The organism is Proteus sp. Marseille-Q3619 (assembly GCF_965283115.1).
The window spans coordinates 56,113-71,125 of sequence record NZ_CBDIMP010000001.1 but is presented as its reverse complement, the minus strand read 5'-3'; the positions used below and the strand labels follow the sequence as shown (position 1 = coordinate 71,125).

The 15,013-nt window shown below is 40.5% G+C and carries 16 protein-coding genes; 10 read left to right on the top strand and 6 right to left on the bottom strand.

Annotated features, from left to right (window positions below; genetic code table 11):
- Positions 1–25: 25 nt before the first annotated feature.
- Both ACWPWK_RS00350 and ACWPWK_RS00345 read right to left on the bottom strand, forming a co-directional pair.
- Positions 26–1,015: a bile acid:sodium symporter family protein gene (locus ACWPWK_RS00350; RefSeq protein ID WP_109373999.1), complete on the bottom strand. Its 990-nt coding sequence runs from the start codon at positions 1,013–1,015 to the stop codon at positions 26–28.
- Positions 1,016–1,037: 22 nt separating this feature from the next.
- Positions 1,038–2,081: an oxidoreductase gene (locus ACWPWK_RS00345; protein ID WP_109373998.1), complete on the bottom strand. Its 1,044-nt coding sequence runs from the start codon at positions 2,079–2,081 to the stop codon at positions 1,038–1,040.
- A gap of 131 nt (positions 2,082–2,212) precedes the next feature.
- Here ACWPWK_RS00345 and ACWPWK_RS00340 point away from each other — a divergent pair, with 131 nt between their 5' ends.
- The 10 genes from ACWPWK_RS00340 to ACWPWK_RS00295 all read left to right on the top strand — a co-directional run bounded on the left by ACWPWK_RS00340 (position 2,213) and on the right by ACWPWK_RS00295 (position 12,137).
- Positions 2,213–2,680, top strand: a complete 468-nt coding sequence (locus ACWPWK_RS00340; RefSeq protein ID WP_109373997.1) for a DUF2569 domain-containing protein — start codon at positions 2,213–2,215, stop codon at positions 2,678–2,680.
- Positions 2,681–2,774: 94 nt separating this feature from the next.
- The gene (gene rsxA, locus ACWPWK_RS00335) at positions 2,775–3,356 is read left to right on the top strand and encodes an electron transport complex subunit RsxA (protein ID WP_006536930.1); all 582 of its coding nucleotides are present in this window, start codon (positions 2,775–2,777) and stop codon (positions 3,354–3,356) included.
- Positions 3,356–3,982 carry an electron transport complex subunit RsxB gene (gene rsxB / locus ACWPWK_RS00330; RefSeq protein ID WP_109373996.1) on the top strand — a complete coding sequence of 209 codons (627 nt, stop codon included), beginning with the start codon at positions 3,356–3,358 and terminating at the stop codon, positions 3,980–3,982. The genes rsxA and rsxB overlap by 1 nt, the downstream gene beginning before the upstream one ends.
- Positions 3,975–6,260 (top strand): electron transport complex subunit RsxC, encoded by a 2,286-nt coding sequence (gene rsxC, locus ACWPWK_RS00325; protein WP_454208126.1) that lies wholly within the window; start codon positions 3,975–3,977, stop codon positions 6,258–6,260. The genes rsxB and rsxC overlap by 8 nt, the downstream gene beginning before the upstream one ends.
- A gap of 6 nt (positions 6,261–6,266) precedes the next feature.
- A complete protein-coding gene (rsxD, locus tag ACWPWK_RS00320) occupies positions 6,267–7,343 on the top strand; it encodes an electron transport complex subunit RsxD (protein WP_109372349.1) in 1,077 nt (358 codons plus the stop codon).
- Between the two features lie 15 nt (positions 7,344–7,358).
- Complete coding sequence (rsxG, locus tag ACWPWK_RS00315; protein WP_109372350.1) at positions 7,359–7,985, top strand: electron transport complex subunit RsxG; 627 nt, start codon at positions 7,359–7,361, stop codon at positions 7,983–7,985.
- Position 7,986: 1 nt separating this feature from the next.
- Positions 7,987–8,691: an electron transport complex subunit E gene (locus ACWPWK_RS00310; RefSeq protein WP_109372351.1), complete on the top strand. Its 705-nt coding sequence runs from the start codon at positions 7,987–7,989 to the stop codon at positions 8,689–8,691.
- Between the two features lie 12 nt (positions 8,692–8,703).
- The gene (gene nth / locus ACWPWK_RS00305) at positions 8,704–9,342 is read left to right on the top strand and encodes an endonuclease III (protein ID WP_109372352.1); all 639 of its coding nucleotides are present in this window, start codon (positions 8,704–8,706) and stop codon (positions 9,340–9,342) included.
- Between the two features lie 113 nt (positions 9,343–9,455).
- On the top strand, positions 9,456–11,402 hold the full coding sequence (locus tag ACWPWK_RS00300; protein ID WP_109372353.1) for an exoribonuclease II: 1,947 nt from the start codon (positions 9,456–9,458) through the stop codon (positions 11,400–11,402).
- A gap of 186 nt (positions 11,403–11,588) precedes the next feature.
- Entirely contained in the window at positions 11,589–12,137 is a 549-nt protein-coding gene (locus ACWPWK_RS00295) for an RNA 2'-phosphotransferase (RefSeq protein WP_109372354.1), read from the top strand.
- A gap of 72 nt (positions 12,138–12,209) precedes the next feature.
- Here ACWPWK_RS00295 and ACWPWK_RS00290 read toward each other — a convergent pair whose 3' ends face one another.
- The 4 genes from ACWPWK_RS00290 to lapB all read right to left on the bottom strand — a co-directional run bounded on the left by ACWPWK_RS00290 (position 12,210) and on the right by lapB (position 15,002).
- Positions 12,210–12,620, bottom strand: coding sequence for a hypothetical protein (locus ACWPWK_RS00290; RefSeq protein ID WP_160230333.1), 411 nt, complete (start codon positions 12,618–12,620; stop codon positions 12,210–12,212).
- 105 nt (positions 12,621–12,725) lie between these two features.
- Positions 12,726–13,049: a stress response translation initiation inhibitor YciH gene (yciH, locus tag ACWPWK_RS00285; protein WP_006536941.1), complete on the bottom strand. Its 324-nt coding sequence runs from the start codon at positions 13,047–13,049 to the stop codon at positions 12,726–12,728.
- Positions 13,050–13,784 (bottom strand): orotidine-5'-phosphate decarboxylase, encoded by a 735-nt coding sequence (gene pyrF / locus ACWPWK_RS00280; protein WP_109372356.1) that lies wholly within the window; start codon positions 13,782–13,784, stop codon positions 13,050–13,052. It abuts the gene before it with no gap.
- A gap of 45 nt (positions 13,785–13,829) precedes the next feature.
- Positions 13,830–15,002, bottom strand: coding sequence for a lipopolysaccharide assembly protein LapB (gene lapB / locus ACWPWK_RS00275; protein WP_109372357.1), 1,173 nt, complete (start codon positions 15,000–15,002; stop codon positions 13,830–13,832).
- Positions 15,003–15,013 lie beyond the last annotated feature (11 nt).

The following is a 15,013-nucleotide window of genomic DNA, read 5'->3' as shown; positions in this document are numbered from 1 at the left end:
TATTGTATCCACCAGCTTAAATTCATTATTTTTTCTCTGCTCTTTTACTTTGATTGGCATAGCGCTGCGCTAACACAGCACAAACCATTAATTGGATCTGATGGAAGATCATTAATGGCAATAACATTACCCCAACAGTTGCTGCTGGAAATAACACATTCGCCATAGGTACACCATTTGCTAAGCTCTTTTTAGATCCACAAAAAACAATAGTGATTTCATCTTCTTTATTAAATCCAAGCAATCTTGCACTGTACACGTTCACAAAAATAACAATCGCTAACAGAATACAACTCACTCCCGCAATCGTTAATAGTGACCAACCGTCAATTTTATGCCAGATCCCTTCAACAACCGCCTCACTAAATGCCACATAAACCACCAGCAAAATAGAAGAACGATCCGTTCTATTCACTAATTTCTTATGCTTATCAACCCAACGACCAATTAAAGGGCGTGATAAGTGACCAATAATAAAAGGCACCATCAATTGCAGTAAGATCGATTGAATCGCCCCAGTAGTATCAAAATCATTCGCAGAGCCTTGCGTTTGCATTAAAAAACCGACTAATACGGGTGAAAGAAAAACACCCAGAATACTAGATGCAGATGCACTACAAATAGCAGCTGCGACATTTCCCCCTGCCACAGAAGTAAAGGCAATGGCAGATTGAACCGTCGCTGGTAATGCACAAAGATATAAAAAACCCATATAGACAGTGGGTGACATCCATTCAGGCACAATAACTTGTAAACCCAGCCCTAGAATTGGGAAAAGAATAAAAGTGCTAGCAAACACGGTAAGATGTAAACGCCAATGTCCAAGTCCTGCTAATATCGCCTCTCTAGAAAGCTTCGCACCATGCAAGAAGAACAGCAGTGCTATCGCACCGGTCGTAAGATATTGGAACAAGACTTTAATATCACCTTGTGCGGGTAGTAGCGTTGCTAGCGTCACCACACAAATCATTATCATGAGAAAAGGATCGAGTTTTAATTTTTGCCACCAAGACATTAGATTTAGCACTCCCTTTGGCTTATAGCGTAATAGTTTGTTTTAAACGATTAGAAATTTCGCCAGCTTCAATCAAACGCATAATGGCTGTTGCTTGTATTGGCGTAACAGGGTTTTCTTCACCCAATGTAATTGCACGATAAATTTGTTGGTAATAAGCTGGGTAATCACCAGAGAGTGTTGCCAGTGTTGTTGTCTCTAACTCTCCAGAATCTGACAGTGTTGTTAATTCACCATCACTATTATCCATTCCCCAATTATATGTTTGGTTAGGAAGACAACCTGCTTTTAAGGCATCTTCTTGGGTATCTAAACCATACTTAACATAACTTCCTTTTGTCCCATGAATAGCAAAAATAGGTGTTGGAGACGCAACTAACATAGAAGCATGAAGAACAACTCTAAGATTTTCATATTCTAGTAATGCATGAAAGTAATCGGCATTTTTTGCATTAGGGCGTAACTGAGCAATATCAGCAGTAATCGCTTTAGGTTCACCAAATAGACAAATCGCTTGGTCAAGAACATGAGGAGCGAGATCGTACCAAAGCTCGCCTCCAATTCCGGCATCTTCTCGCCAACGTTGACGTACAGTTGGGCGAAAACGATCAAAATGTGCTTCATATGCACTAACTTCACCAAGTGTTTTATCAGCTAAAAGCTTTTTAACGGTTAAAAAGCCTGAATCCCAACGACGATTATGAAAGACGGAAAGAAGTTTACCAGCATCTGTTGCTTGCTGAGTTAATTTTTCAGCTTCTTCCAGTGTCAGTGTAAACGGTTTATCAACAATAACATGTTTACCTTTTGCCAGAGCCTGTGAAGCCAGCGAATAGTGAGTATTATTTGGCGTTGGAATAATGATTAAGTCTATTGAGGGATCATTAATAAGTGCTTGAGGATCTGCATAAACCGTAATATGAGGAAAATCTTGTTTAACTTTATTTTCATCAGAGCTTGAAATTGCACTAAGATTTAAGCCTTCGGTTGTTGTTATTAGCGGAGCATGAAAGGTTTTACTTGCATAGCCATATCCGATAATTCCAACATTGAGTTTAATTGTCATCACCCTATCCTATTTTTATATGTTTTTTTATTAACAAAAATCACTTTCACTTTTGTAGCTAAATAAATAATAACAAAGTTTGTGATAATATCTCGTTTAGTTCTGTACACATAGGTAGGAATAATTAATTAATGAAATTTGATCTCAAAGCAAACACATCGAATAACCATTCAGGCAAAGCGCCGATTACAGGATGGTTGCTTGCGCCATTGGCGTATATGATTTTGTCGATTATTGGCTCTGGATTGATGTCAGTTCTCTATATTATTAAATATTTTTCAGATTTTTCGATCCTCCACCAGCTTCCTTTTCATTTGATCTCTAGTTGGTATCTTTCTGCATTAACAACATGGGTGATGTTTGCCTTTACGTTATATCTGTTAAGACAATTTTTTTATCGCGCTCAAAATTTTCCACGACTATTTATTTTGTGGTTACTGATTAACTTACTCTTAGCCATTAAAAGCTTTGGTTTTGCTCCTGTTGACGATCAAACAGCGTTAAAATCCCTTCTATGGTCGGTCTTCTCGACAGTCTGTTTTGTGCCTTATATCAAGTATGCTAAGCGTGTTCGTGAAACTTTCACACAACTTCGATAACTTCACACCTTTACCCTTGATATTATATACGCTTGTTTAGCCTCTTTATTTCTGGAGGCTTTTTGTTTCTCTGTTTAACAATTTTGGCATAACAATGACTGATTACTTGCTTCTATTCGTCGGCACCGTATTGGTGAATAACTTTGTACTCGTCAAGTTCCTGGGTTTATGCCCATTTATGGGTGTATCAAAAAAATTAGAAACCGCGATTGGTATGGGATTTGCGACGACCTTTGTTATGACGCTCGCCTCGATTAGTTCTTGGCTGATGGATAATTTTATTTTAGTCCCTTTGGACTTACTTTATTTACGCACACTGAGCTTTATCTTAGTTATTGCAGTAGTTGTACAATTCACTGAAATGGTCGTAAGAAAAACAAGCCCGACACTCTATCGTTTGTTAGGGATCTTCTTACCTTTAATTACCACAAACTGTGCCGTCTTAGGTGTTGCGTTATTAAATATCAATCAAGCCCACACCTTTATGCAATCTGCCGTTTATGGTTTTGGTGCAGCCGTCGGTTTCTCTCTTGTAATGGTATTATTTGCCGCCATTAGAGAACGATTAGCGGTCGCCAATGTACCCGCGCCATTTAAAGGTGCTTCAATCGGTTTAATTACCGCAGGTTTAATGTCTCTTGCCTTTATGGGTTTTAGTGGTTTGGTGAAACTGTAATGAATTCTTTATGGATAGCAATTGGCGTACTGGGTGCGCTAGGTCTTATCTTTGGGCTAATTTTGGGCTATTCCGCACGTCGTTTTAAAGTGGAAGAAGATCCTATTGTCGAAAAAATTGACGCGATATTACCACAAAGCCAATGCGGACAATGTGGTCATCCTGGTTGTCGTCCTTATGCCGATGCAGTCGCAAACAATGGTGAAATGATTAACCGTTGTGCACCGGGTGGCGAACAAGTGATGTTAAAAATCGCTGAGTTGATGGGTGTTGATCCTCAACCGCTTGATGGTGACGAAGAAGCGTTAAATCCAATTAGAAAAGTCGCCTTAATCGATGAAGATAATTGCATAGGATGTACTAAGTGTATTCAAGCATGCCCTGTTGATGCCATTGTGGGCGCAACACGAGCTATGCACACCGTTATTGAAGACTTATGTACGGGCTGTGACTTATGTGTTCCACCTTGCCCTACTGATTGTATAACCTTGGTTCCTGTCAAAGTCACAACCTCGAACTGGAAATGGGATTTAAACACAATCCCTGTTAAAAACATTCCAGCAGAGCCTGAAGAAACACCTGAAGATGAACCGTCATTAAAGGCGGAGGATAGCGCTCATGTTTAATCTCTTTTCGTTATTTAAAAAAGATAAAATCTGGGATTTTAAAGGCGGTATTCATCCTCCTGAAATGAAATTACAGTCAAGTCGTACACCCATGCGTATAGCGCAATTACCTGATGAAGTCATTATTCCTATTCATCAGCATTTAGGTGTACCAGGTCAACTTTGTGTCAGCGTAGGTGAGCATGTATTAAAAGGCCAACCCTTAACAAAAGGAGTTGGCAGAACATTACCTGTACATGCATCTATCTCTGGTACCGTTACGGCAATAGAGCCTTTTCCAAGTGCTCACCCTTCTGGCTTACCTGAAATTGCAGTAAGGATCCAATCTGATGATAAAGATGAATGGAGAGAGAAATCACCTATCATTAATTACCAGTTAGAAAGCAGAGAAACATTACTTAGCCGTATTCATGAAGCTGGTATTGCAGGATTAGGCGGTGCGGGATTCCCAACGGCATCAAAATTAAAAGGTGGTGGCGATCTCGTTAAAACACTGATCATCAATGCAGCAGAATGTGAACCTTATATCACCGCTGACGATCGCTTAATGCAAGAACACGCTGATGAAGTGATTGCCGGATGTCAGGTATTAATTCACCTTCTCTCTCCTGATGAAGTGTTAATTGGTATTGAAGATAACAAGCCTGAAGCCATTGAGGCATTAAAACAGGCATTAAACGCGATGCCCGATGAAAAACGTATTTTCATTCGTGTTATCCCAACAAAATACCCATCAGGTGGTGCTAAACAACTTACCAAGATCTTAACGGGTAAAGAAGTTCCATCTGGAGGTCGTTCATCTGACATTGGCGTTTTGATGCAAAACGTAGGTACTGTTGTCGCGATAAAACGCGCAATTATCGATGATGAACCTTTAATTGAGCGTGTCGTCACCGTTACAGGTAATGGCGCCAAAACACCGGGTAACTTCTGGGCACGTTTAGGTACACCGATTTACTCGTTATTAAAACAAGCGGGCTTTGTAGCAGGCTCTGAACAAATGGTGATTATGGGTGGGCCATTAATGGGCTTTACCTTACCAGACTTAAATGCCCCTGTTGTTAAGATAACGAACTGCCTACTTATCCCTTCAGTTGAAGAGATGGATACAGATAACCTTGAAGAAGCCTGTATCCGTTGTGGCCATTGTGTTGATGCTTGCCCTAGTGGTTTATTACCTCAACAACTTTACTGGTTTAGTAAAGGTAAAGAGCATGAGAAGGCACAACAACATAATTTATTTGATTGTATTGAGTGTGGTGCATGTGCGTTTGTTTGCCCAAGTAATATTCCACTAGTTCAATACTACCGCCAAGAAAAAGCAGAAATACGTGAAATTAATGCGGAAGCAAAACGCGCAGCTGAAGCCAAAGCACGTTTTGAAGCGAAAAAAATACGTATGGAGCGAGAAAAACTTGAACGTGAAGCAAGACATCAACGTGCCGCAGTTAAACTTGACGATGAAGAGCACAGTGAAGTTCAATCCGCACTTTCTCGCGTAAAAGCGAAACAAAGTATCGGCAAAATTATTTCTGTTAAAGCAGGTGAAGAGCCAGATAATGCAGCGGCTATTGCCGCACGTAAAAAACGTAAAGAAGAAGTCAGAGCAAGACAGGCTGCTAAATTAGCACAGCAAAAAGCACTAAAAGCGTCAAGTGAGAATACAGCGAGTGAGAGCGAAGATGCTGATCCGCGCAAAGCCGCTGTCGCTGCCGCATTGGCTCGTGTTAAAGCTAAGAAAGCTCAACAAGCTGCTGAAGCCATATCAACTGTAGAAACCCCAGTTGAAAATATCGAAACTGAAGAAGTCGATCCGCGCAAAGCCGCTGTCGCTGCCGCACTGGCTCGTGTTAAAGCTAAGAAAGCTCAACAAGCTGCTGAAGCCATATCAACCGTAGAAACCCCAGTTGAAAACATCGAGGCTGAAGAAGTTGATCCGCGCAAAGCCGCTGTCGCTGCCGCATTGGCTCGTGTTAAAGCTAAGAAAGCTCAACAAGCTGCTGAAGCCATATCAACCGTAGAAACCCCAGTTGAAAATATCGAAACTGAAGAAGTCGATCCGCGCAAAGCCGCTGTTGCTGCCGCACTGGCTCGTGTTAAAGCTAAGAAAGCTCAACAAGCTTCTCAATCATCAACCGTAGAAGCACCTGTTCAAAGTGCTGAAGCGGAAGATGTCGATCCGCGTAAGGCTGCTGTCGCTGCCGCAATTGCCAGAGTAAAAGCCAAAAAAGAAGCCGAACAACGTCGAGCTAATAAAGAAGAAGTTACCTTGGATTAATCACAGATGAAATTCAGACCAATACAAAATAACAATAGTAAATTAAAAATTGCGAGTTCACCTTTTACGCATAATCAACAGTCCACCAGCCAAGTTATGCTATGGGTAACATTAGCGGCACTTCCTGGGATCTTAAGCCAGATCTATTTCTTTGGCTTAGGAACCATTTACCAAATTGTGATAGCTATTATCGTGGCGCTTGTTACTGAAGCACTTTGCGTAAAGCTCAAAAAAGAAGATTCCTTACTTTATCTGAAAGACAATTCAGCGCTGTTGACTGGTGTATTGCTCGCCATTAGTATTCCGCCTTTAGCACCATGGTGGATCATTGTTTTAGGTACTTTTGTTGCTATTGTTATCGCAAAACATATTTATGGTGGCTTAGGACAAAATCCATTTAATCCCGCAATGGTGGGTTATGTGGTTTTGCTGATCTCATTCCCAGTACAAATGACATCTTGGATGCCTCCCGTTGAATTACAGGCTGTCTCTTACAATGTCATGGATAGTTTAAGCATCTTCTTTACAGGGCATACCTCTTCTGGCTTAACGCTTGAAGATTTAAGACGTTCTGTCGATGGCATTACACAAGCAACACCTCTTGATAGCTTTAAAACAGGTTTATTAACTCACCCAATTAATGAAGTCTTAGCGACACCTATTTTACAAGGTGAATTTGCAGGCATTGGCTGGCAATGGGTGAATGTAGCTTATTTAGTTGGCGGATTAATCCTGCTTTATAAACGCATTATTAGCTGGCATATCCCTGTTGCGATGATTTCTGTATTAGCACTATGTTCGGTTATTAGCTGGGGTATTGATCCTACGCGTTATTCACAACCGCTATTACAGCTCTTCTCAGGTGCAACAATGTTAGGAGCCTTCTTTATTGCGACCGATCCGGTTAGCGCCTCAACAACCCCTAAGGGGCGTTTAATTTATGCGGGCATGATTGGTTTATTAGTTTGGATTATCCGTGTCTATGGCGGATACCCAGATGCAGTCGCCTTCTCTGTATTGCTTGCCAATATTGCCGTACCGCTCATTGATAGCTATACACGCCCTCGTGTTTACGGACATTAATCCAAGGAGAAAATGATGATCGAAATCTTAAAACGTCATGGGTTAACATTAGCTATCTTTGCTGCCTGTACGACAGGTTTAACTGCGGTGGTTTATCACTTAACCGCAGACACCATTGCAGAACAAGTCGCTTTAGAGAAACAAAAATTATTAGATCAGGTGATCCCACAATCAATGTATAACAACGATCTCTCTAAAGATTGTTATCTACTCACGGCACCTGAATTAGGGAATACAAAACCACATAAGCTTTATGTTGCCCGTTTAGACGGCAAACCTGTTGCAGCCGCATTAGAATCTACCGCTCCTGATGGATATTCAGGCGCAATTGAGCTTCTTGTAGGCGCCGACTTTAAAGCAAATGTCCTTGGTGTACGTGTTACTGCTCATAATGAAACGCCAGGGTTAGGGGATAAAATTGAAACACGTATTTCTGATTGGATCACGACATTGAGCAATAGATTCATTTCCAGTGAAAACGATCCGCACTGGGCAGTAAAAAAAGATGGTGGCGATTTTGATCAATTCACGGGCGCGACGATCACCCCTCGCGCCGTTGTTAACTCATCAAAGCGCACTGCTTGGCTAATACAATCTTTACCAGAGAAGTTGGATACACTTCCTGTCTGTGAGGCGAATTAAGATGAACTCTATCAAAACGCTATTTTCACAAGGGTTATGGACCAATAACTCAGCTTTAGTTCAACTACTGGGTTTATGTCCTTTACTTGCTGTTTCTTCTACTGCCACTAACGCATTAGGCTTGGGGCTTGCAACAACATTAGTGCTCTTTTGTACTAATGTGGCGGTTTCAAGTTTACGTCGTTGGGTTCCTTCTGAAATTCGAATCCCAATTTATGTTATGATAATTGCGTCTGTCGTCAGTGCTGTGCAATTACTAATCAATGCGTATGCCTACGGCTTATATCAATCTTTAGGGATCTTCATTCCATTGATCGTTACTAACTGTATTGTTATTGGTCGTGCTGAAGCTTTTGCCGCTAAAAATGAAGTCTTTCCTTCCGCTATTGATGGTTTAGCGATGGGATTAGGCGCAACAGCAGCACTCTTTGTTTTAGGTGCAATGCGTGAAATTTTAGGTAACGGCACATTATTTGATGGTGCAGATTTACTATTAGGTGAATGGGCACAAGTATTAAGAGTTGAGATAGTACATTTAGACTCACCCTTCTTACTCGCCATTTTACCACCCGGTGCTTTTATCGGCTTAGGCTTTATGTTAGCAGCAAAATACCTTATCGATGAAAGACAGAAAAAGCGCAGCACTTCGACAACGAAAACTTACGAAAAAGAACAAGGCTGTGGTAGTCATATCGTCAAAAATTAATTTGTGAGCATAATGAATCAAGCAAAACGTATTGAAATTCTAACTCGGTTGCGTGATGACAATCCGCAACCTACGACAGAGCTAAAATTTGACTCTCCGTTTGAACTATTGATCTCCGTGTTACTCTCTGCACAAGCAACCGATGTGAGTGTAAATAAAGCAACAGCCAAGCTTTACCCCGTTGCCAATACACCACAGGCAATACTGAATTTAGGCGTTGATGGTCTTAAGAAATACATTAAAACCATCGGCCTCTATAATACTAAAGCTGAAAATGTGATTAAGACGTGTCAAATCTTAGTTGATAAACATAACAGTGAAGTACCTGAAAACAGAGAAGCCCTAGAAGCCTTACCTGGTGTCGGTCGTAAAACCGCCAATGTCGTTTTAAACACGGCATTTGGCTGGCCAACAATCGCTGTCGATACACATATCTTTAGAGTGAGTAATCGGACAGGTTTTGCCCCAGGTAAAAATGTCAATGAAGTCGAACAAAAACTGTTAAAAGTTGTTCCGGCAGAATTTAAGGTTGATTGTCACCATTGGCTTATTCTTCATGGTCGTTATACCTGCATTGCACGAAAACCACGGTGTGGCTCTTGTATTATCGAAGATCTTTGTGAATTTAAAGAAAAAACAGATCCCGAGTGAAAATTTGTCGATTTGTCTGTTTTTATGATGCGATATTACTTGCGTCACTACACACAATCGAATAAAACTATTGCCCACTTTTATTATTAAAACTGCCGACTTTCCGGAAAAATATGTTTCAAGACAATCCGCTGCTTGCACAGCTAAAACAGCAACTCCATGCCCAAACACCGCGCGTGGAAGGCCTTGTAAAGGGAACAGATAAAGGCTTTGGCTTCCTTGAAGTTGATGGTCAGAAAAGCTATTTTATTCCCCCTCCGCAAATGAAAAAAGTGATGCACGGCGACAGAGTTATTGCTGCCGTTCATACAAACGGCGATAAAGAATCGGTTGAACCCGAAGAATTGGTTGAACCTTTCTTAACGCGTTTTGTTGGTCGTATTCAGAAAAAAGAAGGTGATAACCGTCTGTGGATAGTACCCGATCACCCTCTCTTAAAAGATGCTATTCCTTGCCGTCCTGCTCAAGGCTTAACACATAGCTTTGTTGATCAAGATTGGGCTGTTGCCGTAATGCGTCGTCACCCACTTAATAAAGGTGATAAAGGTTTTCAGGCTGAAATTACAGACTATATTACCGATAAAGACGATCACTTTGCGCCTTGGTGGGTAACCTTAATGCGTCATCAGCTTGAACGTGATGCGCCTGAAATGGGTGACGAAGCGCTCACATTACATGATACTTTACCTCGTGAAGATCTGACTTCTCTCTCCTTTGTCACTATTGATAGTGCATCAACAGAAGATATGGATGACGCCCTCTTTATTCGTAAAGAAGAGAACGGTCAACTCACACTCTTTATCGCTATTGCGGATCCAACCGCTTATATTCTGCCTAATAGTGAATTAGATAAAATTGCCGCACAACGTGCACTAACTAACTATCTGCCAGGCTTTAATATCCCAATGTTGCCTCGCGAACTGTCAGACAATGTTTGCTCATTACGTCCTAATGAGAAACGTCCTGCATTAGTTTGCCAAGTGAGTATTACCGAAGATGGCTCATTGCTTGAAGATATTCACTTCTATTCTGCGTGGGTAGAATCAAAAGCTAAGCTAGTTTATGACCATATTTCAGATTGGTTAGAAGGTGAAAACACCCAATGGCAACCTGAAAATGAGATTGTTCATGAACAAGTGATGTTATTAAAAGAAATGTGTGAAAAACGTCATGAATGGCGTGAAAAACATGCTCTGGTCTTTAAAGAACGCCCTGATTACCGTTTTATTCTTGATGAAGGCGGCAATGTTTTAGATATCGTTGCAGAAAAACGCCGTATCGCAAACCGTATTGTTGAAGAAGCGATGATCACCGCCAATATCTGTGCAGCAAAAGTACTAGCGAAAAACTTAGGTTTTGGCGTTTACAACGTTCATACAGGCTTTGATCCACTTTATATCGATCAAGTTGTGCAGACATTAAAAGATAACGGTATTGAAACTACATCTGAAAGTTTATTAACGCTTGAAGGTTTCTGCCAATTGCGTCGTGAGCTTGATAATCAGCCAAATCAATTCCTTGATAGCCGTATTCGCCGCTTCCAAAACTTTGCTGAAATCAAAGCTGAGCCAGGTCCTCACTTTGGTTTAGGATTAGAAGCTTACGCAACATGGACTTCACCAATTCGTAAGTACAGTGATATTTTAAATCACCGTTTGCTCAAAGCGATTATCAGCAAAGAAAGTGCTGAAAAACCACAAGAAGAAGATGGTATTCGTATTGCAGAGCGTCGCCGCGCTAATCGTATGGCCGAACGCGATGTGGGTGATTGGTTATATGCGCGTTTCTTAAAACCTTTTGCTGGCACTGAAACACCATTTAATGCCGAAATTATCGATATTACTCGTGGTGGTGTTCGTGTTCGTCTAGTTGAAAATGGTGCTGTTGCCTTTATTCCTGCACCATTCTTACATGCTGTACGTGATGAAATTCAATGTAGCCAAGAAACAGGCACCGTCATTGTGAAAGGTGAAACTGCTTATAAGCTCAATGATATCATTCCTGTACGCATTGAAGATGTGAAGCTGGAAACACGCAATATCGTTGCTCGCCCTATCTAATAGGACTTAAATCGGTATACAATGAGGCTGATAGTTCACTTAGAACTATCGGCTTTTTTTATATCTCTAATTTAGAGTCAAACTAGTGATAAAAAAAGAACATTAAAAAGAACGGAAATGCTTTTATGATGCATTGGTATTTTCTCTTGCATCATAAATTTAATAATTAATAAATGGATTAAATCAATGAAAGACAAAATACAAATTAGTCGTTTTTTAAGCTATATCTTACGTCATGCCCCTGAAAGTATCGGTTTAACATTGGATAAGCAAGGATGGGGAGAAATATCAAAATTAATCCCATTAGCACAAAAAAATGGTACACCGCTAACCCTTGAATTAATTAAAGACGTTGTAGAAACCAATGATAAAAAGCGTTTTGCTATTTCAGAAGATGGGCTTTTTATTCGCGCAGTGCAAGGTCATTCACTTAAAACCACCGTTGGTTATCAACCAATAAAGCCACCAACAATACTCTATCACGGCACGGCAACTCGCTTTATCGATAGTATTTTTGATCAAGGTTTAATTCCTAATGGTCGTCAATATGTTCATCTTTCACAGGAATATAAAACAGCTGTGAATGTTGGCAATCGTCATGGAAAAGCAGTCGTTTTAACCGTTGATAGTGAAAACATGTTTAGTGATGGATTTGAATTTTATCACGCAGATAATGGTGTTTGGCTAACACTTGCTGTGCCTGTGAAGTATCTAAAAATCAACGAGAAAAAATAGAATGAAATGCAAAAAAATAGGTGACATTGTCACCTATAATCATATTTATGGATTTCGCTGTTTTCTTAATAATTAATCAGGGTGACCAGTGATCGTGATTTTAGTGCCTTTCTTATCTTCTTCTAACACAAACTCCGTAAAACCACCTGAAAACTGTTGCTCTATCATTAATTTCTTTAGATTTTCCCATTTATAATCAACAGAAACACCGTCTTTTGTATATTCTTTTTGGATGTTATTGTTCACTTTAATGGTTTTTACAAGATAATCTTCATCGTGTTCATTGACATATTTTTTATATGCATCTGCAATTGAAAGCCCAGCATAAACACAATGTGTTATTGCGCCATTCTCATAAACTTCATCCATGGTCTGTTCTGGTGAAGAACAATATTTGTTATGAACAATTATTTTATCCGCAGTCGTTTCTGCAAAAAGCGCAGAAGAATATAATAGTGCAACAATCATCAAGTACGCTTTCATAAAATACCTTTTAAAAGACATCTATTAGTGACAATAAAAAATGCGCTAATCTCAATAGAAAATTAGCGCATTATCATTCATTTCATTGCTATCTAGCTAGTTAAATCAGCCACCAGCAAGTTTAACCTTCATTCCTTTGGCTTCTAATAGCGATTTAATTAAATCACGTTTATCACCTTGGATCTCAATTAAACCGTCTTTGACACTCCCACCGCAGCCACATTTTTTCTTCAGTTCAGCCGCAAGTTTCGCTAACTCTGCATCATCCAGATCAATACCTGAAACAACGCATACACCTTTACCTTTACGTCCGCTAGTTTGTCTCTGAATACGCACAATACCATCACCAGCAGGACGTACTGGCTTTTGTTCTTCTTCTTTTATGCGACCCGTATCTGTGGAATAAACCAAACGAGAGTTATTATCCATTTACATACCTTGTATAGAACGATTAATTTGTTGCAATGTTTCATGAGGGTTATCGCTACGAGTAATAGGACGACCAATCACCATATAATCAACGCCTGCCGCAATGGCTTGCTCTGGTGTCATTACACGACGCTGATCGCCGATATCACTTCCTGCTGGACGAATACCCGGAGTAACTAATAAGAAATCATCACCACAAACTTGTTTAAAACGTGTTGCTTCATGTGCAGAGCAGACAACACCATCAAGACCACAAGATTTTGTCAGTAACGCTAAACGTTCTGCTTGTTCTGCGGGCGTCAATGTTATTCCCAATTCAATTAAATCAGATTGATCCATACTGGTAAGTACAGTCACTGCAGTTAAAAGTGGCGCGTCTTTACCAAAGGTAGCAAGACTCTCTTTGGCAGCACGCATCATACGACCGCCACCACTCGCGTGTACATTAACCATCCATACACCTAAATCAGCAGCGGCTGCAACGGCTCTTGCAACAGTATTGGGAATATCATGGAATTTTAAATCGAGGAAAATATCAAACCCTTCTTTTTGTAATTGAGTCACAAACTGAGGTCCAAAACGGGTAAACATCTCCTTACCAATTTTTAAACGACAAGATGAGGGATCGATACGCTGTGCAAAATCTAATGCACTTTTTTGGTCTTCATAGTCTAGTGCCACAATAACGGGCGCGCAGGTAAGCTCGGGCGATTTCTTATCACAATGAAATGACATTTTAGGGCCTTTATTTATAGAGAGACTATTAAAAAAGTGACATCGTCACTGACCATCTAAACCGCGAATAGGTTTAACGGTATCCCATGAACGACAGGATGGACAATGCCAATATAATGCATGAGAGGTAAAACCACATTTATGGCAACGATAATCTGGTTTCGTGCGAATTTGTTCACCAACCATATAGCGCAATAAGATAAGGCTCTCTTTGGCGCGTCCTTCTTCTGCTTCTGCTAAATGGTAACGCATTAAACGATAGAACAAGCGCATGGTTGGATGACGCTCTAATTGACGATTAATGTATAACTGAGCTGCTTCAATACCTTCTTTAGCTTCAATAATGTCAGCAAGGTAAAGCTCCGCAATCGCACCACAATTACTATCCACACATTGACGTAAATAAGTTTCCCAACGAGCATTATCGTCGCCTTGAGCTTGGAAACATTCAAAAAGCATAGGTAAGGTTTCACTGACCATCTCTTTATCTTGCTCAATAACTTTCATTAAAACATCGATAGCTTTTTGTTTATCATCACGAGCAATATAGATACGACCATACATAATTGAAACACGAGCACAAAGCGGGTCTGTTTGCCCTGCTTTTTGTAAGAAATTGAGCGCGCTCTCAAGATTATCGCTACTCATTTCTTGTAACGCCAATTCACAATAGAAATGGGCGATCTGCTCTTTAAGCTCGCGTTGTCCCAATTTTACTAATTTTTCAGCCGTTTCAATGGCTTTTCCCCAATCACTGGTTAATTGGTAAATAGCTAACAGCGATTGCAACGCACTTTGGCGAAATTCATGCTCATCAATAAGTTGCTGAAACATATTTTCAGCGCGATCGTAAACACCCGCAGCCACATAGTCACGGCCTAACTGTTGAACAGCAAGTAGGCGTTGCTCAAAGGAAAGTGCAGCACTTTCCATTAGCGATTGGTGGATACGAATAGCGCGCTCGACTTCGCCACGAGAGCGAAAAAGATTACCTAAAGTAAGATGAGCTTCAAAAGCAGAGCTATCTTCTTTAAGCATTTCGAGGAAAAGATCAACTGCTTTATCTTGTTGATCAGAAAGTAAGAAGTTAACACCCGCCACATACTCACGTGACAGGCGATCGGCGTTCTGCTGTTTGTCCTGTTGGGCGCCACGACGCCCCATATACCAGCCGTAAGCCGCAGCGACAGGTAATAACAGAAACAGCAATTCTAGCATCAGCTATCGTC

What these genes read in the sequence shown, in the direction of transcription:
- ACWPWK_RS00350 (WP_109373999.1), bottom strand. Translation starts at nt 1,015, where the DNA reads ATGTCTTGGTGGCAAAAATTAAAACTCGATCCTTTTCTCATGATAATG.
- ACWPWK_RS00345 (WP_109373998.1), bottom strand. Translation starts at nt 2,081, where the DNA reads ATGACAATTAAACTCAATGTTGGAATTATCGGATATGGCTATGCAAGT.
- ACWPWK_RS00340 (WP_109373997.1), top strand. Translation starts at nt 2,213, where the DNA reads ATGAAATTTGATCTCAAAGCAAACACATCGAATAACCATTCAGGCAAA.
- rsxA (WP_006536930.1), top strand. Translation starts at nt 2,775, where the DNA reads ATGACTGATTACTTGCTTCTATTCGTCGGCACCGTATTGGTGAATAAC.
- rsxB (WP_109373996.1), top strand. Translation starts at nt 3,356, where the DNA reads ATGAATTCTTTATGGATAGCAATTGGCGTACTGGGTGCGCTAGGTCTT.
- rsxC (WP_454208126.1), top strand. Translation starts at nt 3,975, where the DNA reads ATGTTTAATCTCTTTTCGTTATTTAAAAAAGATAAAATCTGGGATTTT.
- rsxD (WP_109372349.1), top strand. Translation starts at nt 6,267, where the DNA reads ATGAAATTCAGACCAATACAAAATAACAATAGTAAATTAAAAATTGCG.
- rsxG (WP_109372350.1), top strand. Translation starts at nt 7,359, where the DNA reads ATGATCGAAATCTTAAAACGTCATGGGTTAACATTAGCTATCTTTGCT.
- ACWPWK_RS00310 (WP_109372351.1), top strand. Translation starts at nt 7,987, where the DNA reads ATGAACTCTATCAAAACGCTATTTTCACAAGGGTTATGGACCAATAAC.
- nth (WP_109372352.1), top strand. Translation starts at nt 8,704, where the DNA reads ATGAATCAAGCAAAACGTATTGAAATTCTAACTCGGTTGCGTGATGAC.
- ACWPWK_RS00300 (WP_109372353.1), top strand. Translation starts at nt 9,456, where the DNA reads ATGTTTCAAGACAATCCGCTGCTTGCACAGCTAAAACAGCAACTCCAT.
- ACWPWK_RS00295 (WP_109372354.1), top strand. Translation starts at nt 11,589, where the DNA reads ATGAAAGACAAAATACAAATTAGTCGTTTTTTAAGCTATATCTTACGT.
- ACWPWK_RS00290 (WP_160230333.1), bottom strand. Translation starts at nt 12,620, where the DNA reads ATGAAAGCGTACTTGATGATTGTTGCACTATTATATTCTTCTGCGCTT.
- yciH (WP_006536941.1), bottom strand. Translation starts at nt 13,049, where the DNA reads ATGGATAATAACTCTCGTTTGGTTTATTCCACAGATACGGGTCGCATA.
- pyrF (WP_109372356.1), bottom strand. Translation starts at nt 13,784, where the DNA reads ATGTCATTTCATTGTGATAAGAAATCGCCCGAGCTTACCTGCGCGCCC.
- lapB (WP_109372357.1), bottom strand. Translation starts at nt 15,002, where the DNA reads ATGCTAGAATTGCTGTTTCTGTTATTACCTGTCGCTGCGGCTTACGGC.